General features: G+C 67.7%; 17 protein-coding genes and 1 pseudogene. 12 read left to right on the top strand and 6 right to left on the bottom strand.

Annotation, left to right across the window (positions count from 1 at the left end; all coding sequences use genetic code 11):
• Nucleotides 1-186 precede the first annotated feature (186 nt).
• Both BLQ28_RS23700 and BLQ28_RS23695 read left to right on the top strand, forming a co-directional pair.
• Nucleotides 187-747 (top strand): phosphonate degradation HD-domain oxygenase, encoded by a 561-nt coding sequence (locus BLQ28_RS23700; protein WP_093245259.1) that lies wholly within the window; start codon nt 187-189, stop codon nt 745-747.
• A 126-nt stretch (nt 748-873) separates the two neighbouring features.
• Nucleotides 874-2,667 carry an ABC transporter ATP-binding protein/permease gene (locus BLQ28_RS23695; RefSeq protein ID WP_093245256.1) on the top strand — a complete coding sequence of 598 codons (1,794 nt, stop codon included), beginning with the start codon at nt 874-876 and terminating at the stop codon, nt 2,665-2,667.
• On the opposite strand, the gene queC is transcribed toward BLQ28_RS23695, so the two are convergent.
• Complete coding sequence (gene queC, locus BLQ28_RS23690; RefSeq protein ID WP_093245555.1) at nt 2,649-3,353, bottom strand: 7-cyano-7-deazaguanine synthase QueC; 705 nt, start codon at nt 3,351-3,353, stop codon at nt 2,649-2,651. The two genes, BLQ28_RS23695 and queC, sit on opposite strands and share 19 nt — an antisense overlap.
• Before the next feature lie 80 nt (nt 3,354-3,433).
• Here queC and BLQ28_RS23685 point away from each other — a divergent pair, with 80 nt between their 5' ends.
• The 4 genes from BLQ28_RS23685 (at nt 3,434) to BLQ28_RS23670 (ending at nt 7,831) form a co-directional block, all read left to right on the top strand.
• Nucleotides 3,434-3,844, top strand: coding sequence for a DUF2177 family protein (locus BLQ28_RS23685; RefSeq protein ID WP_093245253.1), 411 nt, complete (start codon nt 3,434-3,436; stop codon nt 3,842-3,844).
• 230 nt (nt 3,845-4,074) lie between these two features.
• Nucleotides 4,075-5,568 (top strand): alkaline phosphatase, encoded by a 1,494-nt coding sequence (locus BLQ28_RS23680; protein ID WP_093245250.1) that lies wholly within the window; start codon nt 4,075-4,077, stop codon nt 5,566-5,568.
• A 32-nt stretch (nt 5,569-5,600) separates the two neighbouring features.
• Nucleotides 5,601-7,124: an alkaline phosphatase gene (locus tag BLQ28_RS23675; RefSeq protein ID WP_176801208.1), complete on the top strand. Its 1,524-nt coding sequence runs from the start codon at nt 5,601-5,603 to the stop codon at nt 7,122-7,124.
• 8 nt (nt 7,125-7,132) lie between these two features.
• Nucleotides 7,133-7,831: a hypothetical protein gene (locus BLQ28_RS23670; protein ID WP_256327426.1), complete on the top strand. Its 699-nt coding sequence runs from the start codon at nt 7,133-7,135 to the stop codon at nt 7,829-7,831.
• A gap of 89 nt (nt 7,832-7,920) precedes the next feature.
• On the opposite strand, the gene BLQ28_RS23665 is transcribed toward BLQ28_RS23670, so the two are convergent.
• Nucleotides 7,921-8,415, bottom strand: a complete 495-nt coding sequence (locus BLQ28_RS23665) for a cyanophycin metabolism-associated DUF1854 family protein (protein ID WP_093245244.1) — start codon at nt 8,413-8,415, stop codon at nt 7,921-7,923.
• On the bottom strand, nt 8,412-10,703 hold the full coding sequence (locus BLQ28_RS23660) for a cyanophycin metabolism-associated ABC transporter (protein ID WP_093245241.1): 2,292 nt from the start codon (nt 10,701-10,703) through the stop codon (nt 8,412-8,414). Before BLQ28_RS23660 ends, BLQ28_RS23665 begins: the two co-directional genes overlap by 4 nt.
• An 85-nt stretch (nt 10,704-10,788) precedes the next feature.
• Between BLQ28_RS23660 and cphA (BLQ28_RS23655) the strand changes: the two genes are divergently transcribed.
• The 5 genes from cphA (BLQ28_RS23655) to BLQ28_RS23635 all read left to right on the top strand — a co-directional run bounded on the left by cphA (BLQ28_RS23655) (nt 10,789) and on the right by BLQ28_RS23635 (nt 17,234).
• Nucleotides 10,789-13,095, top strand: coding sequence for a cyanophycin synthetase (gene cphA, locus BLQ28_RS23655; protein ID WP_093245238.1), 2,307 nt, complete (start codon nt 10,789-10,791; stop codon nt 13,093-13,095).
• Between the two features lie 66 nt (nt 13,096-13,161).
• Complete coding sequence (gene cphA / locus BLQ28_RS23650; RefSeq protein WP_093245236.1) at nt 13,162-15,729, top strand: cyanophycin synthetase; 2,568 nt, start codon at nt 13,162-13,164, stop codon at nt 15,727-15,729.
• A gap of 169 nt (nt 15,730-15,898) precedes the next feature.
• Nucleotides 15,899-16,306, top strand: coding sequence for a hypothetical protein (locus BLQ28_RS23645; protein WP_093245233.1), 408 nt, complete (start codon nt 15,899-15,901; stop codon nt 16,304-16,306).
• Between the two features lie 72 nt (nt 16,307-16,378).
• Nucleotides 16,379-16,804 (top strand): hypothetical protein, encoded by a 426-nt coding sequence (locus BLQ28_RS23640; protein WP_093245230.1) that lies wholly within the window; start codon nt 16,379-16,381, stop codon nt 16,802-16,804.
• Nucleotides 16,805-16,979: 175 nt separating this feature from the next.
• Nucleotides 16,980-17,234 carry a hypothetical protein gene (locus BLQ28_RS23635; protein WP_093245227.1) on the top strand — a complete coding sequence of 85 codons (255 nt, stop codon included), beginning with the start codon at nt 16,980-16,982 and terminating at the stop codon, nt 17,232-17,234.
• Between the two features lie 26 nt (nt 17,235-17,260).
• Here the strand turns inward: BLQ28_RS23635 and BLQ28_RS23630 are convergent, their stop codons facing one another.
• Nucleotides 17,261-18,040, bottom strand: a complete 780-nt coding sequence (locus BLQ28_RS23630; protein WP_093245225.1) for an SDR family NAD(P)-dependent oxidoreductase — start codon at nt 18,038-18,040, stop codon at nt 17,261-17,263.
• 127 nt (nt 18,041-18,167) lie between these two features.
• Here BLQ28_RS23630 and BLQ28_RS23625 point away from each other — a divergent pair.
• A pseudogene (locus BLQ28_RS23625) lies at nt 18,168-19,031 on the top strand (LysR family transcriptional regulator); the annotation flags it as partial.
• A 49-nt stretch (nt 19,032-19,080) separates the two neighbouring features.
• On the opposite strand, the gene BLQ28_RS23620 reads toward BLQ28_RS23625, so the two are convergent.
• On the bottom strand, nt 19,081-19,998 hold the full coding sequence (locus tag BLQ28_RS23620; protein ID WP_093245222.1) for a dihydrodipicolinate synthase family protein: 918 nt from the start codon (nt 19,996-19,998) through the stop codon (nt 19,081-19,083).
• Nucleotides 19,999-20,017: 19 nt separating this feature from the next.
• Nucleotides 20,018-21,766, bottom strand: a complete 1,749-nt coding sequence (locus tag BLQ28_RS23615; RefSeq protein ID WP_093245219.1) for an IlvD/Edd family dehydratase — start codon at nt 21,764-21,766, stop codon at nt 20,018-20,020.
• Nucleotides 21,767-21,779 lie beyond the last annotated feature (13 nt).

Here is a 21,779-nt window from a genome sequence, read left to right as displayed (position 1 = left end):
GCGATGCTGGCAGCGGCATGTGACAGGGATTTGTCAGACGCCTCAAAAAAACACAAATCCCCAAAATGGCGCCCATGGCTGACGGTTTTTGCGGCGATTCCGTCATCCGCGTGTCACCGCCTCCCGGCAGACTGGGCGGGCTGTCACCTGTGGTTTGGCTTCGCTCGTTCGCTCCGTTTCACTTCCATGACACTCGACCTCGCCGAGATCGCTCGCCTGTTCGCCGAACGGGGCGGGGTTGCGTACGCGGGCGAGCCGGTGACGCAGCTCGAACACGCGCTGCAATGCGCGTGGCTTGCGGAGCAGGCCGGCGCGAGCGACGCGCTGGTCACGGCCGCGCTGCTTCACGACCTCGGGCACCTACTGATCGCCGAGCACCAGACGCTGTCGCACTCGCCCACCGAGCTGGGCATCGACGACCGCCACCAGTACATCGCCCTGCCCTTGCTGCGCGGCGCGTTCGACGTCGAGGTGCGCGAGCCGATCCGGCTGCACGTGGACGCCAAGCGCTACCTGTGCGCCACGCGGCCGGACTATTTCTCGAAGCTCTCGCCCGACTCGGTGCGCAGCCTGGCGCTGCAGGGTGGCGTGATGGACGAGGAAGCCGCAGCACGCTTTGCCGGTCACCGCTGGGCCGCCGATGCGGTGCGGCTGCGGCTGTGGGACGAGGAAGCGAAGGTCGAAGGACTCAAGACGCCGACGCTGGCGCACTTCCTGGCGACGGCGGCGCGGATCATGCTGCACTGAGCGGGTGTACGGGCGCCCCGGGTGCCGGGGGTTTCCCCGGCGGCATTTCAGTTCCGTTTAAGAAACATTTGTCTACGATGGGTTCCTCACGATGACCGGCGCACCCGCGCCTGCGAGGAAACCCGAATGCCTTCATCCGTCACGGCGCGCGCCAGCTCGTTCATCCAGGTCCTGCGCCGCGTCTTCACGCTCGCGGCGCCCTACTTCCGGTCCGAGGAGAAATGGCGGGCGCGCGCCATGCTGGCGGGGATCATTGCCCTCAACCTTTTCTACGTCTACGTGGCCGTGCTCGGCAACGAGTGGTACGGGCGCTTCTACGACGCGCTGCAGACCAAGGACGTGGTCGCCTTCTGGCGCGAGGTGCGGGTGTTCGGCTGGATCGCCTTCTTCAACATCGCGGTGCAGGTGCTCAAGTTCTATGTGACGCAGTTGCTGCAGCTGCGCTGGCGCACCTGGATGACGCGCAGCTACCTGTCGCGCTGGATGGCCGACCGCACCTTCTATCACCTGGAACTGGCGCGCTACGCCGGCAAGGACGGCACCGCGCCGGACAACCCCGACCAGCGTATCCAGGAAGACATGCAGATGTTCACGAGCGCGACGATGTCGCTGTCGATGGGCCTGCTGAATGCCGTGGTCACGCTGCTGAGCTTCATCGGCCTGCTCTGGACGCTGTCGGGCAATTTCTCGTTCACAGCCGGCGGCACCACCTACCAGATCGTCGGCGCGATGGTCTGGCTGGCGCTGGGGTACTCCATCGTCGGCACCGTGGTCACCCATTTCATCGGCCGTCCGCTGATCGGGCTCAACTTCAGGCAGCAGCGCTTCGAGGCCGATTTCCGGCATCACCTGGTGCGCGTGCGCGAGTACAGCGAAGCCATCGCGCTCGACCATGGCGAGAAGGTCGAGAGCGGCCAGCTCAACCTGCGCTTCGGCGACGTGCTGCGCAACTACCTGCTGCTGATCAAGCAGCAGAAGAACCTGGTGACCTTCACCTCGTTCTTCGGCCAGGCGGCGGTGATCTTTCCGTTCATCGTCGGGGCGCAGCAGTATTTCGGCGGCTCGATCCAGCTCGGCCACCTGATGCAGATCGTCTCGGCCTTCGGCAAGGTGCAGGAGTCGCTGAGCTGGTTCGTCGACAACTACGACAGCGTGGCCGTGTGGCGCGCCACCACCGACCGCCTGACCAGCTTCGACGACGCCATGAAGGCCCACGCCACGCGCGACAACGAACTGCAGCGCGACCCGGCGACCGTCCTGCACACCGACGACCTCGGGGTGGCCCTGCCCAACGGCACGCCGCTGCTTGCCGGCGCTGCGCTGTCCGTGGCACCCGGCGACAGCGTGCTGCTGCAGGGCCCATCGGGCAGCGGCAAGTCGACGCTGTTCCGCTCCTTCGCGGGCATCTGGCCCTTCTCGCGCGGGCATGTGCAAGTGCCCGGCGACGCGATGTTCATGCCGCAACGCCCCTACGTGCCCGACGGCAAGCTGCGCGATGCGCTGACGTACCCGAATGCGGCCTCGAACTACAGCGACGACCAGTTGCGCCAGGCCCTTGCCGACGCCCTGCTGCCCGAGCTTGCCGGCCGCCTCGACGACAGCGATGCCTGGAGCCAGAAGCTCTCGGGCGGCGAGCAGCAGCGCCTGGCGATTGCCCGCGTGCTGCTGCGAAAGCCGGCATGGCTGTTCGCCGACGAGATCACCAGCGCGCTCGATGCCGAGGCCGAAAGCGTGCTGTACAAGCGCCTCGCGGCCACAGTGCAGGCCGCGGGCGGTGCGATGGTGTCGATTGCGCACCGCGCGGCCGTGGGCGATTTCCACAACCAGCGGTGGACGCTGGTGCCGCGCACCGGCGGCACGGCGGGCGACGGCGGTGCGCGCTACCGCCTGAACACGGCGGCTCAGCCCGCCGCGGCGTAGCGCTCCCAGCCCTTCTTGCGCAGGTCGCAGGCGGGGCATTCGCCGCAGCCGTAGCCCCAGGCCTGGCGATGCTCGCGGTCGCCGAGGTAGCAGGTGTGGGTTTCTTCCACGATCAGATCGACCAGCGGCTCGCCGCCCAGGCGGTGGGCCATCTGCCAGGTCTCGGCCTTGTCGATCCACATGAGCGGCGTCTCGATCACGAGGCGGCGCTCCAGCCCGAGCGACAGCGCGAGCTGCATGGCCTTCATCGTGTCGTCGCGGCAGTCGGGGTAGCCAGAGAAGTCGGTCTCGCAGACGCCGGTGACGATCACCTGCAGCCCGCGCCTGTAAGCCAGCGCGCCGGCCAACGTCAGGAACAGCAGGTTGCGCCCCGGCACGAAGGTGTTGGGCAGGCCGTCGGCCTGCATGGCGAAGGCGACTTCTTCGGTGAGCGAGGAGCCGCCGAGTTGCGCCAGTGCCGCGAGCGTGAGCACATGGTCTTCGCCCAGGCGCGGCGCCCAGTCGGGAAAGCGCTCGCGCATCTTCGCGAGGATGGTGCCGCGCACGTCGAGTTCGACGCGATGGCGCTGCCCATAGTCGAAGCCCAGGGTTTCGACGCGCTGGTACTTCGAGAGCGCATCGGCCAGGCAGGTGGTCGAGTCCTGGCCGCCGGAAAAGAGAACGAGGGCGGTGGTGTGCAGGGGCATGTGCGTCAACGGCCGGGCCGTTGTAGTCCAAATGCGCGATTTTCGCAGGCGGCGCCATGGGCACGGATACGATCCCGCGGATGAGCACCAAACACCTGGCTGCATGGGCCGTCACCTTCGCGGTGCTGCTGGTGATCGACATGGCCTGGCTCGGCTTCTTCGCCAAGGGCATGTACCAGCAGGCCATGGGCGAGCTGATGTCGCCGCAGCCCAGGCTGGCCTTCGCGGCGCTGTTCTACCTGCTGTACCCGGTCGGGCTGCTGATCTTCGCGGTCGTGCCGGGCGTCGAGGCGCAGAGCCTGATGCGCGCGACGGTGCTGGGCGGCCTGTTCGGCCTGTTCTGCTACGGCACCTACGACCTGACCAACCTTGCGGTGATCCGCAACTGGCCGCTGGGCCTGACGTTCATCGACATCGGCTGGGGCACGCTGGTGAGCGGCGTGGCGGCCGCGGCGGGCGCGGTGACGCTGCGCTGGTTCGTGTCGCGCTGAGGCACATCGGGCCGGGTCTGGCCAGGTCGCATCAGCGCATGCCGAGCCGCACGCGCTAGCCGGCGCACATGACGCGCCGAAGACAGCCCGCGCCTTTATTTCGAAAAAAAGACAGAACTTTCATTCTGCTTTCGTCTCGTCACGGACGGGTCATTTGACGTCTTTAGATTGCATCTCCAGAAATGGTGCGCAGCGCGCGCACCGCTCGAACAACCATCCGAGGGATTTGCATGACCCAACGCTACATCGCCCCAGCACTGCTGGGCTTCTCGCTGCTGCTGACCGCTTGCGGCGGCAGCAGCCACGGCCCGACGCTCTTGCCGCTCGTTCCGCCGCCCACCACGCCGCCGCCCGCGGCGCAGGCGCCGCAGAAGAACGTCATCTTCTTCCTGGGCGATGGCATGGGCATCACCACGATGACCGCTGCACGCATCTACAAGGTCGGCGAAGACGGCGACCTGACGATGGACACGCTGCCCGAGACGGCCTTCGTCCACACCTACTCGAACGATGCCCAGGTGACCGACAGCGCGCCTTCGATGTCGGCCTACATGACCGGCGTCAAGATGAACAACGAAGTCATCTCGATGAGCCCCGAGACCAAGGCCACCGACGCTTCGGGCAAGGCCTACCACGTCAACTTCGACAGCACCTGCCCCTCGGGCAACGGCCAGGCCGTGGAAACGCTGCTGGAGCAGAGCAAGGCCAAGGGCTATGCGACCGGCGTGGTGACCACCACGCGCATCACGCACGCCACGCCGGCGGCCACGTATTCGCACGTGTGCCACCGCGATGCCGAGAACACCATCGCCGCGGCGCTGGTGCCGGGCGGCGCGGGCTACAACGCCAAGCTGGGTGACGGCATCGACGTGTTCTTCGGCGGCGGTACGGACTACTTCCTGCCCAAGGTCAACCCGACCGACAAGGAAAAGGTCGGCAAGCGCAACGACGGCCGCGACCTGACCGCCGAACTGAAGACGGCCAAGTACAGCTACGCCACCAGCAAGAGCGAATTCGACAAGCTGCCCATCGACGGCAGCACCAAGATCGCCGGCCTCTTCACCAAGAGCCACATGGCCTATGACCTCGACCGCGACCCCACCAAGGAACCCAGCATCGCCGAGATGACCGGCAAGGCCATCGACGCGCTGGCCGCGCGCAAGAAGGGCTTCTTCCTGATGGTGGAAGGCGGCCGCATCGACCATGCGCTGCACGCCACCAACGCACGCCGCGCGCTGCAGGACACCGGCGCCTTCGACGACGCCATCAAGCTCGCGCTCGACAAGATGCAAGCCATCGACCCGGGCCTGAAGAACACGCTGGTGGTGGTCACGGCCGACCACGACCACACGCTGCAGCTCAACGGCTATGCCGCGCGCACCGGCAAGACCGAGCCGGGCAAGCCGGGCGTGCTGGGCCTGGTGAAGAACTACGCCGATGCCAGCAAGAACAGCACGGACGTGGGTGGCAACCCGTACACCATCATCGGTTTCGGCAATGGGCCCCGTCGTTACGCCACCCGTGGTCCGATCAGCGACGCGACGCTGGAAGACAAGGGTTACCTGCAGGAAGCCGTGGTGCCAATGGACGCATCGAGCGACTCCGAAACCCACGGCGGTGCCGACGTGTTCCTGGGCGCACAAGGCCTGGGCGCCGACAACTTCTCCGGCGTCATCACCAACACCGACGTGTTCGGCCTGATCAAGAAGGCAGTCGGCCTGTGAGCAGCCACGAGCGCACATCGACGAACACAAACATGAACACGACCATGACCCGCATCCCCCGCAAACCCCGCCTGGCCGCCGCGCTCGTCTGCGCCGCCGCCGGCACCCTGGCCGGCAGCGCACACGCCGCTGGCGAAGCCAAGAACGTCATCTTCTTCCTCGGCGACGGCATGGGTCCGGTGACCGTGACCGCCGCACGCATCTACAAGGGCGAAAAGCAACTGGCCGCCAAGCCCGGCTCGCTCGTGAGCCCCGAGCGCGCCAACCTCGTCATGCAGTCGCTGCCCTACGCGGCCCGCATCAAGACCTATTCGCTCGACGGCCAGACCACCGACAGCGCACCCTCGATGGCGGCCTACATGACCGGCGTGAAGATGCGCAACGAAGTGATCTCGATGTCGAGCGACACCATGGCCTACGACAGCACGGGCAAGCAGTACTACAACGGCGACAACACCACCTGCCCGTCGACCAACGGCAAGGCCGCCGAAACGCTGCTCGAACTCGCCAAGGCCAAGGGCCGCGCAGTGGGCGCGGTGTCGACCACGCGCGTGGGCCATGCCACGCCGGCCACGACCTATGCGCATATCTGCAACCGCAACGGCTACAACAACATTGCAGAGCAGAGCGTGCCGGGCCATGCCAACTACAACCCGAAGCTGCTCGACGGCGTCGATGTGCTGATGGGTGGCGGTCAACAGAACTACCTGCCGACGGGGAGCACCAAGCGCACCGACGGCGTCGATCTGGTAGCTGCGATGAAGGCCAAGGGCTACACCTACGTCGACTCCGGCACCAAGCTCAAGGCTGTCGACGCAGCCGCCACGGGCAAGCTGCTGGGACTTTTCTCCGCGAGCGAAATGGCCTACGAACTGGACCGCGTCAAGCAGAACCTCGACCAGCCCAGCCTGTCGGACATGACGGAGAAAGCGCTGGGCGTGCTCAGCAAGAACGACAAGGGCTTCTTCCTCATGGTGGAAGGTGGCCGCATCGACCACGCACTGCACGGCACCAATGCCAAGCGCGCGCTGGAAGACACGCTGGCCTTCGACACGGCCATCCAGACCGCGCTGGACTACATGAACAAGAAGGACCCGGGCCTGAAGAACACGCTGGTGGTGGTCACGGCCGACCATGACCATGCGATCGCCTTCAACGGCTATCCGAAGATCGGCAATCCGATCCTCGGCCTGGTCAACGGCTATGCCGACGGCAAGCCCGCAAAGGCAGCGGACGGCAAGCCCTACACCACGCTGGTGTTCGGTAATGGCGGACGTCCGAACGCAAAGGCCGGCAGCGATATCAACCCCGAAGACAACAACAAAAAGTGGATCGCTCCGGTGCGCGGCACCGACCGCGACGACCAGACCACCATGGACACCACCGACGACAACTTCCTCCAGGAAGTCGGCATCAACCTCGGCACGCCCGGCTCGGAAACCCACGGCGGCGGCGACGTGATGCTCTTCGCCGGCGGCGCGGGCTCGAAGATCTTCAAGGGCACCATGGAAAACACCAAGGTGTTCAACAAGGTCAAGGAAGCGGCCGGCCTGTGACGGCATCCATGACACTCAAGACGCTGCTGGCGGCTACGGCCCTGGTGGCCTTCCCGCTGGCGGCCAGCGCCGCGGGCGATGCCGCGGCGCCCGACCAGAACCTGCGCATCCAGCACCACATGATGTCGATCGGCAAGGACGGCGTGCAGCGCGACAGCCGCTACGCCGACCTGATGTTCCGCCGCGCCGGCTCGGTGTGGGTCGAGCGCGAGCTGCCGCCCGCGCTGCGCGAAGACCACGACCACGAAGCCCGCGAGGGCAAGGTGCACATCGGCCATGCGCACGCGGACAACACGGCCGCCCCGCTGTGGGTGCGCCGCGATGCCGCCGGCAAGGTGGAGGTGGGCATGGTGCTGCGCGAGCAGCGCAAGCTGATCGAGATCGATGCCGCCAACTACGGCAACGTCGGCTACAGCGGCTCGTGGGCCAACTCGTACTGGCTGGTCGATCCGGCCAGCCTGGCGCGCATGAAGAATCTCGGCACGGCCGGCAAGGGCGTGCAGCGCTACGAGCTGCAGCAGGGCGCGGGCACGCTGCGCATCGATTGGGACACGGCCGGCCGCTACGCGCGCAAGATCGAGCAGCGCAATGCGCGCGGCACGTCGATCAATGTGATGACCGCCTCGGTCATCCCCGCGCCAAAGACACTGCCGTGGAAGGCCGTGGAAGGCTACGAGCGCGGCGACTACTCCGACCTGCTCGACTGACCGGGTTCAGCCCCGATTGCATGGTGTTGCGCGGTGTTTCGCGCATGGCCCCGGCCCCTGAAAGGGCTCGGGGCTTTTTTGTTGGAGGGTCAGAGAAAGCGCTCGAGCAGCTTGCGCGAAGCCCGGTCGAGCGTCTTCACATCGGGAATGCGGAACTGCACGCCATGCGCGCTGGCGATCAGCAGCGCACCGCCTTCGAGCCGGCGGATGTCTTCCTCGGCCTTGAGCACGAACGTGGTGTCGCCACGGTCGGTGCTGATGGTCCAGGTGCTGGGCACGCCGAAGCTCGACACGCCATGCAGGCGCAGCAGCGTGGGCGCGAAGTCGCGCACCGCCAGCTCCTGTTCGAGCAGCGCGCGCGCCGGTGCCGCAAGCAGCTCGACGCGGTCGATCCAGACCAGTTCGCGTCCATCGCTGCCGACCAGCGACAAGCCCTCGCCGGGCGCGCTGAGCGGAAAGGCGCGCACGGGCGTCACGCCGACATGGCGCTCGCCCTGCGCGTCGGTCAGCACGAGGCGGCCGAAGGCATCGCGGTCGAGTTCGAAGGCCTGTGTGGTGTTGTTGGTGGTGGTGATGTCGGTCATGCGTCCCCCGCCGGATGGGCTGCGTGGCTGATCACCAGCGGCGCCTGCGCGCCCGCGCGCTCGTCGGCGGCGCCTTCGCTTGCATCGTCGTCGCCCTGGCGCAATTGCGCCTGGTAGAGCCGCCAGTAGGCGCCCTGCTTCGCCATCAAGGCGTCGTGCGGCCCGACCTCGACCACTTCGCCGCGGTCCATGACCACGAGCCGGTCGGCCTTGCGCAGCGTCGACAGGCGGTGCGCGATGGCGATGGTGGTGCGGCCCTGCACGAGGTTGTCGAGCGCCTTCTGGATTTCTTTTTCGGTCTCGGTGTCCACGGCCGAGGTGGCCTCGTCGAGGATGAGGATGCGCGGGTCGATCAGCAGCGCGCGCGCAATGCTGATGCGCTGGCGCTCGCCGCCCGACAGGCCCTGCCCGCGTTCGCCCACCAGCGAGTCGTAGCCGTGCTGCAGCCGCAGGATGAAGTCGTGCGCATGCGCGGCGCGCGCGGCCGCCACGATCTCTTCGCGCGTGGCGTCGGGCTTGCCGTAGGCGATGTTCTGCGCGATGGTGCCGAAGAACAGGAAGGGCTCCTGCAGCACCAGCCCCACGTGGCGCCGGTAGTCGGCCACGGCAAAGCGGCGGATGTCGGTGCCGTCGACCTTGATGGCGCCGTCGGTCACGTCGTAGAAGCGGCAGATCAGGTTGACCAGCGTGCTCTTGCCCGAGCCGCTGTGGCCCACAAGGCCGATCATCTCGCCGGGCTCGATCACGAGGTCGAGGTTGTGGATGACGGCGCGCGAGCCATAGCGGAAGCCCAGCCCGCTCATCTCGATGCGGCCCTGCACGCGCTCGACCTTCACCGGGTTGGCCGGCTCGGGCACGTTGCTCACGTGGTCGAGGATGTCGAAGATGCGCTTGGCGCCGGCCGCCGCCTTCTGCGTGACCGACACGATGCGGCTCATGGAGTCGAGCCGCGTGTAGAAGCGCCCGATGTACGCGATGAACGCGGTGAGCACACCCACGGTGATGCTGCCGCGCGCCACCTGCCAGATGCCGAAGGCCCAGACCACGAGCAGGCCGATTTCGGTCAGCAGCGACACGGTCGGCGTGAACAGCGACCATGTGCGGTTGAGCTTGTCGTTGACCTGCAGGTTGTAGGCGTTGGCGACGCGGAAGCGCTCGGCTTCGCGGCGTTCCTGTGCGAAGGCTTTCACCACGCGGATGCCGGGGATGGTGTCGGCCAGCACGTTGGTCACCTCGGACCAGACGCGGTCGATTTTCTCGAAGCCGGTGCGCAGGCGGTCGCGCACGACGTGGATCATCCAGGCGATGAAGGGCAGCGGCACCAGCGTGACCATGGCCAGCAGCGGGTTGATGGAGATCAGGATGCCGGCGGTCATCACGATCATCAACACGTCGTTGGCGAAATCGAGCGCGTGCAGCGACAGGAAGACGTTGATGCGGTCGGTTTCGGAGCCGATGCGCGCCATCAGGTCGCCGGTGCGCTTGCCGCCGAAATAGTCGAGCGGCAGCGTCAGCAGGTGTTCGTAGGTGGTGGTGCGCAGGTCGGCGCCGATGCGCTCGGACACCAGCGCCAGCAGATAGGTGCGGGCCCAGCCGAGCCCCCAGCCCAGCAGCGCGGCGCCCAGCAGGCCGCCCAGGTAGAGCCCGACGCGCCCCGAGTCGATCTGCTGCCCGTTCTGGAACGGGATCAGGATGTCGTCCATCAGCGGGATGGTCAGGTACGGCGGCACCAGCGTGGCGGCGGTCGAGATCAGGGTCAGTACAAACCCGGCGATCAATTGCTTGCGGTACGGCTTTGCGAAACGGCCAAGGCGTAACAAAACCCAGGTCGAGGGCGGGGACTGGCGTTCGGCATCGGCGGCGGCCGGGTCGTCGCCGTCCACGGTGTCGATGACCTCGGGTGTCTCCTTGGCGACACCGGTGGTGCGCTGGCCGAAAAGCTTGAGCAGGCGCAGGGCCGCCACCTGGCTGGCCAGGGTGTAGCGCCAGCGGCCCAACCGGCCGGCAGGCCCCGTCAGATCGAGGGTTCCGACCCCGGAGTGGTCGGAAAGGCGCAGTTCGAGAGCCGGATCGGTGAGCGGCCACTCACGCCACTCGCCACCGGGTTCGCAGGCGATCAGCCGCTGGTCAGTCAGCGCGACTAAGCCGGAAGCGAAGCGAAGTTGGTCGTCGAGGTCAACCGACAGTATTACCAGAACGTTTTCCGCGACTGCGAGCCGGTTTTTCAGAGCTTCTGAAGCCGTCTCTGTTCCGCCCTCCCGGGTGCCGACTGGATCGTGATGTTGCATTGTGTTTCTCTGACTCTTGCCCGTCGCGGGCCGCATGGACCGCGTCATGGCGCCCTTTGTCGGGCGCCGATTCTGACCGATCGCCATGGGCGCGCTTGAAGGCGCCGTGGTGCTCGGCCAAAGCACATCGAACGTTTGCATGACCCGTTTCGACGACATCCGCCTGCTGCGCATCAATTATTTGCGCGGCCCCAACCTCTGGACCTACCGTCCGGTGCTCGAAGTCTGGCTCGACCTGGGCCTGCTGGAGGATTACCCCTCCAACAAGATCGACGGCTTCACCGACCGCCTGACCGGCCTGCTGCCGGCGCTGATCGAGCACCACTGCGGCGTGGGTGAACGCGGCGGCTTCATCCAGCGCCTGACCGAAGGCACCTGGTCGGGCCACGTGCTCGAGCACGTCGTCATCGAGCTTCTGAACCTGGCCGGCATGCCGACCGGCTTCGGGCAAACCCGCAGTACTTCGGAGCACGGCGTCTACCGCATGGTGTTCCGCGCACGCGACGAGCAGGTGGCCCGCGTGGCGCTGGCCGAAGGCCACCGCCTGCTGATGGCCGCCATCAACAACGATCCGTTCACCGCTGCCGACGTGCAGAAGGCGGTCGATGCGGTCAAGGCCAAGGTCGAAGACTGCTACCTCGGCCCGAGCACCGCCGCCATCGTGAGCGCCGCCACCGACCGCGGCATCCCGCACATGCGCCTGAACAGCGGCAACCTCGTGCAACTGGGCTACGGCGCCAACCAGCAGCGCATCTGGACCGCCGAGACCGACTACACCAGCGCCATCGGCGAATCGATCGCCAGCGACAAGGAGCTGACCAAGTCCCTGCTGGCCAGCTGCGGCGTGCCGGTGCCTGAAGGCCAGGTGGTGGCCAATGCCGAAGAAGCCTGGGAAGCCGCCGAAGACATCGGCCTGCCCGTGGTCGTGAAGCCGTCGGACGCCAACCATGGCCGCGGCGTGTCGCTCGAACTGACCACGCGCGAGGAAGTCATCGCCGCCTTCGCGGTCGCCGAGCCCGAAGGCAGCGACGTGATGGTCGAGCGCTTCATCCGCGGCCACGAGCACCGCCTGCTGGTGGTGGGCGGCGAAGTGGTGGCGGCCGCGCGCGGCGAGATCATCACCGTGACCGGCGACGGCAAGAGCTCCGTGGCCGAGCTCATCGAAAAGCAGCTCAACAGCGACCCGCGCCGCGGCGCCGAAGAAGAATTCCCGCTCGACCTGATCGTGCTGGCCACCGACGCCAAGCTGCAGCTCGAACTCAAGCGCCAGGACCTCGACGGCGCGGCCGTGCCCGCCGCCGGCCGCGTGGTCACGATCCAGCGCAACGGCAACATGGCCAACGACTGCACCGACCAGGTCCACCCTGAAGTCGCGCACGCCGCCGTGCTGGCCGCCCGCGTGGTCGGCCTGGACATCGCCGGCATCGACATGGTGGCGCTCGACATCAGCAAGCCGCTGGGTCCGCAGGGCGGCGCGATCGTCGAAGTCAACGCCGGCCCCGGCCTGCTGATGCACCTGAAGCCGGCCGTCGGTTCGCCGCGCCCGGTGGGCCGCGCCATCTGCGACCACCTGTTCCCCAACGACGCGCCCGGCCGCATTCCCGTGGTCGGCGTGGCCGGCTCGCGCGACACCGCCGTGCTGGCGCGCCTGATCGCCTGGCTGATCAACCTGGGCGGCCGCCACACCGGCCTGGCCTGCCGCGACGGCCTCTTCCTGGAACGCCGCCGCGTCGATGCGCGCGACAGCGCCAACTGGGACGCCGGCCATCGCCTGCTGGTGAACCGCGCCGTCGAGGCCGTGGTGATCGAGAACGGCGCCGAGACCATCCTGCGCGACGGCCTGGCCTACGACCGCTGCGAAGTCGGCGTCGTGACCGACCTCGAAGGCGCCGAAGCGCTGGCCGACTACGACATCACCGAGAGCGACCAGATGGTGAAGGTGCTGCGCACGCAGGTCGACGTGGTGCTCAGCGAAGGCACGGCCGTGCTGAACGCCGACGACGCGCGCGTGGCCGGCCTTGCGCCGCTGTGCGACGGCGCCGTCATCCTGTATGGCGCCGACCCGCAGGCCGCCGCCCTGACCGCGCACCAGGCCGCCGGCGGCAAGGCCGTGCTGGTGCGGCAAGACCGCGTGGTACTGGCCAGCGGCCACAGCGAATCCTTCCTGCCGGGCCTGGGCCGACTGACGGTCTGGCGCGCGACCCACGCCGGCGTGAGCCTCGAAAGCCTGCTGGCCGCCGTGGCCGCCGCCTGGGCCATGGGCATTCCGCTGAACCTGATCGGCGCCGGCGTCGAGGCCTTCGAGGCCGACCTGCAGGCCGCACTGGCGTCGCTACAGCTGTCGCAGACGCAGCCGATGTCGCAGCACCCCCTTCAACACCAACTTGCATGACGCGCGCGGCCGCCTCGCCCGAGGCAGCCGCCGCCCCACAGAATCCGCGAACCGAGCCGTAGCCCCATGAAAGTCACCCGCATCCGCGCCCTTCGCGGGCCCAATCTCTGGAGCCGCCACACCGCGGTCGAGGCGGTCGTCGCCTGCGAAGGCGATGAAAACGCCATCAGCAAGCTGGCCGGTTTCGAAGCCCGCCTGCGCGCCCGCTTCCCGACCATCGGCGAGCTGCACCCGATGGTGCTGGGCCAGCCGCTGGCATTGGCCCATGTGCTCGAAAACGCCGCCGTGGCGCTGCAGGCCCAGGCCGGCTGTGCCATCAACTACGGCCACACAGCCCCCACGACGGACGAAGGCGTCTACCAGGTCACCGTGCAGTACAGCGAAGAGGCCGTGGGCCGCCGCGCGCTGGCGCTGGCCGAAGCGCTGATCGCCGCCGCGCAGGCCGACACCCCCTTCGACGCCGACGCCGCCATTGCCGAGCTGCGCGACCTGGACGAATCCGAGCGCCTGGGCCCGAGCACCGGCTCCATCGTCGATGCGGCCGTGGCGCGCGGCATTCCCTATCGCCGCCTCACGAGCGGCAGCCTTGTGCAGTTCGGCTGGGGCTCCAAGCAGCGCCGCATCCAGGCCGCCGAAATCGACAGTACCAGCGGCGTGGCCGAGTCGATCGCACAAGACAAGGAACTGACCAAGCAGCTGCTCAACGCCGCCGGCGTGCCGGTGCCGCTGGGCCGCCCCGTCAGCAGCGCCGAAGACGGCTGGGTCGCCGCCGAAGAAATCGGCCTGCCGGTCGTGGTCAAGCCGCAGGACGGCAACCAGGGCAAGGGCGTCACGGTCAACATCACCACGCGCGAAGCGCTGTTCGCGGCCTACGACTCGGCCGCCGTGTACGGCGAGGTGATGGTCGAGAAATTTCTCCCCGGCTTCGACTTCCGCCTGCTGGTGGTCGGCGACCGCCTCGTGGCCGCCGCACGGCGCGATCCGCCGCAGGTGATCGGCGATGGCAGCGCCACCGTGCGCCAGCTGGTCGACACGGTCAACCTCGATCCGCGCCGCGGCGAGGGCCACGCCACGTCGCTCACCAAGATCCGCCTGGACGACATCGCGATCGGCCGGCTCGAAGCCCAGGGCCTCACGCCCGACAGCGTGCCCGCGCGCGGCCAGCGCGTGGTGCTGCGCAACAACGCGAACCTGTCCACCGGCGGCACCGCCACCGACGTGACCGACACCGTGCACCCCGAAGTGGCCGCGCGCGCGGTCGATGCGGCGCAGATGGTCGGCCTGCACATCTGCGGCGTCGACATGGTCTGCGAGAACGTGCTGCGCCCGCTCGAAGAACAACACGGCGGCGTGGTCGAAGTCAATGCCGCGCCGGGCCTGCGCATGCACATCTCGCCCTCGTTCGGCCGTGGCCGCGCCGTGGGCGAAGCGGTGATGGACACGCTGTTCGCCCATGGCGACGACGGCCGCATCCCCGTGGTCGCGGTCACCGGCACCAACGGCAAGACCACCACAGCGCGCCTCATCAACCACCTGCTTGCATCGAGCGGTCTGCGCACCGGCATGACCAACACCGACGGCGTGTACGTCGACGGCCGGCAGACCGACAGCGGCGACTGCAGCGGCCCCAAGAGCGCGCGCAACGTGCTGATGCACCCCGACGTCGATGCGGCCGTGTTCGAAGTCGCCCGTGGCGGCGTGCTGCGCGAAGGCCTCGGCTTCGACCGCTGCCAGGTGGCCGTGGTCACCAACATCGGCAGCGGCGACCACCTGGGCCTGAACTACATCACCACCGTCGAAGACCTCGCGGTGCTCAAGCGCGTCATCGTGCGCAACGTGGCGGCCGACGGCTACGCGGTGCTCAACGCGGCCGACGTGAATGTCGCGGCCATGGCGTCGGGCTGCCCCGGCGAGGTGATCTTCTTCACCGCCGACCGCATGCACCCGGTCATGGCCACGCACCGCGCACAAGGCAAGCGCACCGTGTACGTCGATCAAGACACGCTGGTCGCCGCCGAAGGCTCGTGGCGCGAGCGCATCGCGCTGCGCGACGTGCCGATCACGCGCAACGGCACCATCGGCTTCCAGGTCGACAACGTGATGGCCTCGGTGGCCGCGGCCTGGGCCGTGGGCCTCGACTGGGACACCATCCGCAGCGGCCTGGCGAGCTTCATGAACGACGCGGCCGGCGTGCCGGGGCGCTTCAACGTCATGGACTACCGCGGCGCCACCGTGATCGCCGACTACGGCCACAACACCGACGCCATGCGCGCGCTGGTCTCGGCCGTCGACACCATGCCGGCCAATAAGCGCTCGGTGGTCATCAGCGGCGCGGGCGACCGGCGCGACTCCGACATCCGCGACCAGACCGCCATCCTCGGCGAAGCCTTCGACGACGTGATCCTCTACCAGGACGCGGCGCAAAGGGGCCGTGCCGACGGCGAAGTCATGGCGCTGCTGCGCCAGGGCCTGCAGGGTGCGGCGCGCACGCGCTACATCGACGAGATCCGCGGCGAATTCGTCGCCATCGACACCGCGCTGGCCCGCCTGCAGCCAGGCGACCTCTCGCTGATCCTGGTCGATCAGGTCGAGGAAGCGCTCGCTCACCTCGCGCAGCGCATCGCGGCAGGCTGAAGGGCGCGCGCCGCGCCCGTGCTGCGGGACGAGTCCCACACGGAACGGCGCGTACAGCCCGCGCTTTCTGTGCGGCTGTCCCACAGGCCCACCGCTCCCGGCGGCATCACACTGTGGCTCCGGTCGCGCACTTCCCACACGGAGGACGCGGCCCAACCAAGGAGTCCGCATGACAACAAGAGTTCGTTCCGTCCTGTCCGCCGCCGCCCTCATTGCGGCCGGAGGGTTCTTCGTCCTCGGGGCGCCCATGGCCAATGCCCAGGCACCCGACGCACGGATGCAGAAGGAACGCGCCAGTTGCGACGGCGTGCAGCAAGACCGGGCCTCGTGCCTGCGTGAAGCCCGCGCGGCGCGCCAGGAAGCAGGCCGCAACGGCCTCACCAGCCCCAGCGCCGGGCGCGAAGACATCAACGCACTCACGCGCTGCCACGAGCAACCGGCCGGCGACCAGGCCGGGTGCGAGGCCCGCGTCAAGGGCGGCTCGCACACCACCGTCGAAGGCAGCGTGATGGGCGGCGGCATCCTGCGCGAAACCGTCACGCCCCTGCCGGCTCAGCCCGTGCAGCCCGCACGTTGATTGAATGAACCCGGCCATGCACGGCATGTCCAACACATCCAGGTCTTTACCCGTCACTTCAAGGAGCCATCCATGACAAGCAACGCGCGTTCGATGATCTTCGCCCTGCTGGCCATCAGCGGGCTGGCGGCCACCACCATCGCCTCGGCGGCCACGCCGCGGCGCGGGGAGTCCGACAGCACCTACCAGCGGGAACTCGCGGTCTGCGGCCACAACCAGCAAGACCGTGCCGCCTGCATCCGCGAAGCCGGCGCCGCCCGTCAGGCCGCGGCCCGTGGCGGCCTGACCAGCGCCCCCGACTACCGCGCCAATGCACTGGCCCGCTGCAACCTGCAACCGCCGTCGGACCGCTCCGCCTGCGAGGCCCGCGTGCTCGGCAGCATGGGCAACACCGACAGCCGGGTCGACGGCAGCGTGATGGGCGGCGGCGTGATCCGCGAATCGGTCACCACGACCATGGTGCCGGCGCCGGGCCGGGCCCCCGCGCCCATGCGCTGACGGGACGGGGCCGCTCGCCAGGCCGGTCCGCGAGAAAAAAAGCCGCTGCCCCCGAAACAGGCGGCGGCCCAGGGAAAACCCGCATTGATAGCCTCGATTGTCACAAGACTGTCATAAAAGGTGAGACGGTGCTAGCTATAGTTCTCGCTCCCTGCCTACCGAGGAACCCTCCCCCATGAATGCCATCAAGGTCGCTCGCCGATTCATAGAAACGGACCCGGCCAACGAATCGGCCAAGATCCTGGCCCAGCTCGTGTTGGCGCTCGAATCCGAACGCAGCTTCGAGCTGATCACGCTCTACAACCTCGACTACAAGAGCTTCCAGCTCGCGATGGACATCCTGAAGGAATGGCGGCTCGACCGCTACTACGCCAGCAAGTCCAAGCTGTTCGACCTGTCCCTGCAAGTCACCGAGCTCGAAAAGAGCTGAACGCCCGTCGGGCGCGCACCGGATGTTCAGACGAACATCCCGCCCGACACCTCGATGCGCTGGGCGTTGACCCAGCCATTGCCCTCCCTGAGCAAACTCGCGATGGCGCCACCGACGTCGTCGGGCCGGCCCGCGCGACCGAGCGCGGTGAAGCCCGCGACCATCGCGTTCACTTGCGGGTTGTCGCGCACCATGCCACCGCTGAAGTCGGTTTCGATCGCACCCGGCGCAATCGTGTTCACTGCAATGCCCCGCGCGCCCAGCTCCTTGGCCAGGTAGCGCGTGAGTGTTTCCACCGCGCCCTTCATCGCGGCATAGGCGGACGCGCCGGTCATCGCGAAGCGGGTCAGCCCCGACGACAGGTTGACGATGCGCCCGCCGTCGTTGATCAGCGGCAACAGCTTCTGCGTGAGGAAGTACGGGCCCTTGAAGTGGACGTTGAAGAGCGTGTCGAACTGCGCTTCGGTCGTGTCCTCGAAATTCACGTGCAGGCCCACGCCCGCGTTGTTCACCAGGAAGTCGAAGCGCTCGCGCTGCCACGTGGCCGCCAGCGCCGCCTTCACTGAATCCGCGAACGCGGGAAAGGTCTTGCTGTCGCCCACGTCGAGCCGCAACGCGACGGCGCGGCGCCCCTTCGCCTCGATCTCGGACACCACCGCGTGCGCGCTGGCTTCGTTCGACACGTAGGTCAGGATCACGTCGACACCGTCGGCGGCAAGCGCCAGCGCGGCGCTGCGGCCGAGGCCGCGGCCACCGCCGGTGATGAGTGCGATGCGGGAGGGTTGGGGAGTGCGGGAAGCGGTCATTTCAAAGTCCTTGGTGGTTGATCGGTTGATCGGTGAATCGATGGCTGGACTTTAAAAATTACCGGCATGCAGATAAATCCCTCGAAACGCTGCACACTGTTATTTGAAAAAATAACAATCCACCGCCATGAACGCCGATGAACTCCGCATCTTTTCCAGGGTGGCCGAACTCGCGAGCTTCAGCCGCGCCGCCGACCAGCTCGGGCTGACCCGCGCACGGGTGTCGGTGGCCGTGCAGCAACTCGAAGAACGGCTCGGCACACGGCTCTTGCAGCGCACCACGCGCAGCGTGCGCCTCACCGAAGACGGCGAACGCTTTCTCGACCGCTGCAAGGACTACCTGGCCGAAGGCGAACAGCTCGCCACCATGTTCCGCACGCACGCCAGCGGCCTCACGGGACGGCTGCGCATCGACCTGCCGAACGTGGTGGCGCGCGACCTCGTCATTCCGCGCCTGCCCGAATTTCTTGCGCGGCATCCGGCGCTCGAAATCGGCATCAGCACCACCGACCGCCGTGTCGACCTCGTGCACGAGGGCTTCGACTGCGTGCTGCGCGTGGGCATGCTCGGCGACTCGGACCTGGTGGCGCGGCCGCTGGGCGCCATGCAGATGGCCAACGCCGCGAGCCCCGACTATCTGCGCGCGCACGGCACACCCCGCACGCTGGACGACCTTGCGCAGCACCGCGTCGTGCACTTCGCGCAAACGCTTTCTTCCAACGCCGGCTGGGAATACCTGGACCCCGCCGACGGCCTCTACAAGATGCACCCCGTGCGCGCCACCATCACGGTGAACGGCACCGAGGCCTACCAGGCCGCCGCGCTCGCCGGCCTGGGCCTGATCCAGGCGCCGGTCGCGGGCATGGCGACAAGCCTCGCCTCGGGCGCGCTCGTGCGCGTGATGCCGGAGTTCGACGCACGCCCGATGCCGGTGTCGCTGCTGTACGCCAACCGCCGCCAGCTCGCGCCGCGCGTGCTGGCCGTGATGGACTGGCTGGGCGAGATCGTCGCGCCCTACTTCGTCGAGAAAGCCGGCAAGGCTAGCGGCCCCAGCGCAACACCATCGGGTCGAGCCGCTTCGCCGTCTCGATCAGGCCGGCGCGCGTCTCGGGGTGCATCGCCGGCAGCGGATGCCGTGGCGCCTCGCAAGCGATCACGCCGCCCTCCTTCATGAGCGACTTGCAGGCCAGAAGGCCGGCCTGCCGGTTCTCGTAGTTGATGAGCGGCAGCCACTGCTGGTAGAGCGCAAAGGCCTTGTCGCGGTCGCCCGCGCGGTGCGCTTCGATGATCGGGCGGATGCCATCCGGGTAGCCGCCGCCGGTCATCGAGCCGGTCGCACCCGCATCGAGGTCGGGCATCAGCGTGATGGCCTCTTCGCCGTCCCACGGGCCTTCGATGGCATCGCCGCCCAGGCGGATCAGCTCGCGCAGCTTCGCGGCCGCGCCCGCCGTTTCGATCTTGAAATACGCGACATGCTCGATCTCCCTGGCCATGCGCGCAAGGAATGGCGCCGACAGCACCGTGCCACTGGCCGGTGCATCCTGGATCATGATGGGGATGCCCACCGCGTCCGACAGCCGCGCATAGAACTCGTAGATCTGCGGCTCGGGTACGCGAAAGGTCGCGCCGTGGTACGGCGGCATCACCATCAGCATTGCCGCGCCCATGTCCTGCGCGCGGCGGCTGCGTTCGGCGCAGACCTTGGTGCTGTAGTGCGTGGTCGTCACGATCACCGGCACGCGGCCCTTGACGTGTTCGAGGATGCTGCGCGTCAGCACCTCGCGTTCATCATCGGACAGCACGAACTGCTCCGAGAAATTCGCGAGGATGCACAGCCCGTCAGAGCCCGCGTCGATCATGAAATCGACACAACGCTTCTGGCTCTCGATGTCGAGCGCGCCCCGTTCGGTGAAGGTGGTCGGCACCACCGGGAAGATGCCGCGGTATCTGGGAGTCATGGCTTCAATGAATCAGTCATCAGTGGGAATGGCGAGGAACGGCCGCGCCGCGGCAGCCGACGAGAAAGTCGAAGTCACAGCCTTCGTCGGCCTGCAGCACATGGTTGACGTACAGCTTCTGGTAGCCGCCGCCGCGCGTGCTCATGGGCTGCGCATCGCTTGCGCTCAGCGATGCCAGGCGTGACGCGAGCTCTTCATCGCTGATGTCCAGGTGCAGCCGCCCCGCATCGCAATCGAGCTCGATCCAGTCGCCGTCGCGCACCGCCGCGAGCGGGCCGCCATCGGCCGCTTCAGGCGCGACGTGCAGCACCACCGTGCCGTAGGCCGTGCCGCTCATGCGTGCATCCGAGATGCGCACCATGTCCTTCACGCCCTGGCGCAGCAGCTTCGGCGGCAACCCCATGTTGCCCACCTCGGCCATGCCGGGGTAGCCCTTGGGGCCGCAGTTCTTGAGCACCATCACCGAGCTCGCATCGATGTCGAGGTCTTCATCGACGATGCGCTCCTTGTAGTGCTCCAGGTTCTCGAACACCACCGCACGGCCACGGTGCTTGAGCAGCGCGGGCGTTGCGGCCGAGGGCTTGAGCACCGCGCCGCGCGGCGAAAGGTTGCCGCGCAGGATGCGGATGCCGCCATCTGCGATCAGCGGATTGCTCAACGGGCGGATCACCTCGTCGTTCAGGCTCGGCGCCTCGCGCACGTTGTCCCAGATCGAATGGCCGTTGACGGTGAGTGCACCGGGGTGCGGCAGCAGCCCGTTTTCGCCGAGGCGGCGCAGCACGGCGGGCAGGCCGCCGGCGTAATAGAACTCCTCCATCAGGAAGCGGCCCGAGGGCATCAGGTCGACGATGGTGGGTGTGTGGCTGCCGATGCGCGTCCAGTCTTCCAGCTCGAGCTCGATACCGATGCGCCCCGCGATCGCCTTCAGGTGAATCACCGCATTGGTCGATCCGCCGATGGCCGCGTTCACGCGAATGGCGTTCTCGAAAGCCTCGCGCGTGAGGATCTTCGACAGCGTGAGCCCTTCTTTTGCCATCTGCACCGCACGCATGCCCGACATCTGCGCGAGCACGTAGCGCCGCGCATCCACTGCAGGAATCGCCGCGTTGTGCGGCAGCGAAGTGCCCAGCGCCTCGGCCATGCAGGCCATGGTCGAGGCCGTGCCCATCGTGTTGCAAGTGCCCGCCGACCGCGACATGCCGCCTTCGGCCGAGAGGAACTGGTGCAGGTTGATCTCGCCCGCCTTCAGCGATTCGTGCAGTTGCCACACGGCCGTGCCCGAGCCGATGTCCTTGCCGTCGAGCTTGCCGTTCAGCATCGGCCCGCCCGTGACCACGATGGCCGGGATGTCGCAGCTCGCGGCGCCCATCAGCAGCGCGGGCGTGGTCTTGTCGCAGCCCGTGAGCAGCACCACCGCATCGACCGGGTTGCCGCGAATGGCCTCTTCCACGTCCATGCTCGCGAGGTTGCGCGTGAGCATCGCGGTGGGCCGCAGGTTCGACTCGCCGTTCGAGAACACCGGAAACTCCACCGGAAAGCCGCCCGCCTCCGAGATGCCGCGCTTGACGTGCTCGGCGATCTTGCGAAAGTGCGCGTTGCACGGCGTCAGCTCCGACCAGGTGTTGCAGATGCCGATGATCGGCCGGCCGTCGAACTCGTGGTCGGGAATGCCCTGGTTCTTCATCCAGCTTCGGTACATGAAGCCGTTCTTGTCGGCCGAGCCGAACCATTCGGTCGAGCGCAGTTTCTTCGGAGGGGTATCCGGCATGCGAGGTGTCCTG

The organism is Variovorax sp. EL159, from assembly GCF_900100965.1.
Classification (GTDB): domain Bacteria; phylum Pseudomonadota; class Gammaproteobacteria; order Burkholderiales; family Burkholderiaceae_C; genus Variovorax.
This window is presented reverse-complemented; position numbering and strand designations above follow the sequence as displayed.

What these genes read in the sequence shown, in the direction of transcription:
- BLQ28_RS23675 (WP_176801208.1), top strand. Translation starts at nt 5,601, where the DNA reads ATGAACACGACCATGACCCGCATCCCCCGCAAACCCCGCCTGGCCGCC.
- BLQ28_RS23630 (WP_093245225.1), bottom strand. Translation starts at nt 18,040, where the DNA reads ATGACCGCTTCCCGCACTCCCCAACCCTCCCGCATCGCACTCATCACC.
- cphA (WP_093245236.1), top strand. Translation starts at nt 13,162, where the DNA reads ATGAAAGTCACCCGCATCCGCGCCCTTCGCGGGCCCAATCTCTGGAGC.
- queC (WP_093245555.1), bottom strand. Translation starts at nt 3,353, where the DNA reads ATGCCCCTGCACACCACCGCCCTCGTTCTCTTTTCCGGCGGCCAGGAC.
- BLQ28_RS23640 (WP_093245230.1), top strand. Translation starts at nt 16,379, where the DNA reads ATGACAAGCAACGCGCGTTCGATGATCTTCGCCCTGCTGGCCATCAGC.
- BLQ28_RS23615 (WP_093245219.1), bottom strand. Translation starts at nt 21,766, where the DNA reads ATGCCGGATACCCCTCCGAAGAAACTGCGCTCGACCGAATGGTTCGGC.
- BLQ28_RS23635 (WP_093245227.1), top strand. Translation starts at nt 16,980, where the DNA reads ATGAATGCCATCAAGGTCGCTCGCCGATTCATAGAAACGGACCCGGCC.
- BLQ28_RS23680 (WP_093245250.1), top strand. Translation starts at nt 4,075, where the DNA reads ATGACCCAACGCTACATCGCCCCAGCACTGCTGGGCTTCTCGCTGCTG.
- BLQ28_RS23670 (WP_256327426.1), top strand. Translation starts at nt 7,133, where the DNA reads ATGACACTCAAGACGCTGCTGGCGGCTACGGCCCTGGTGGCCTTCCCG.
- cphA (WP_093245238.1), top strand. Translation starts at nt 10,789, where the DNA reads ATGGGCGCGCTTGAAGGCGCCGTGGTGCTCGGCCAAAGCACATCGAAC.
- BLQ28_RS23645 (WP_093245233.1), top strand. Translation starts at nt 15,899, where the DNA reads ATGACAACAAGAGTTCGTTCCGTCCTGTCCGCCGCCGCCCTCATTGCG.
- BLQ28_RS23685 (WP_093245253.1), top strand. Translation starts at nt 3,434, where the DNA reads ATGAGCACCAAACACCTGGCTGCATGGGCCGTCACCTTCGCGGTGCTG.
- BLQ28_RS23700 (WP_093245259.1), top strand. Translation starts at nt 187, where the DNA reads ATGACACTCGACCTCGCCGAGATCGCTCGCCTGTTCGCCGAACGGGGC.
- BLQ28_RS23665 (WP_093245244.1), bottom strand. Translation starts at nt 8,415, where the DNA reads ATGACCGACATCACCACCACCAACAACACCACACAGGCCTTCGAACTC.
- BLQ28_RS23695 (WP_093245256.1), top strand. Translation starts at nt 874, where the DNA reads ATGCCTTCATCCGTCACGGCGCGCGCCAGCTCGTTCATCCAGGTCCTG.
- BLQ28_RS23660 (WP_093245241.1), bottom strand. Translation starts at nt 10,703, where the DNA reads ATGCAACATCACGATCCAGTCGGCACCCGGGAGGGCGGAACAGAGACG.
- BLQ28_RS23620 (WP_093245222.1), bottom strand. Translation starts at nt 19,998, where the DNA reads ATGACTCCCAGATACCGCGGCATCTTCCCGGTGGTGCCGACCACCTTC.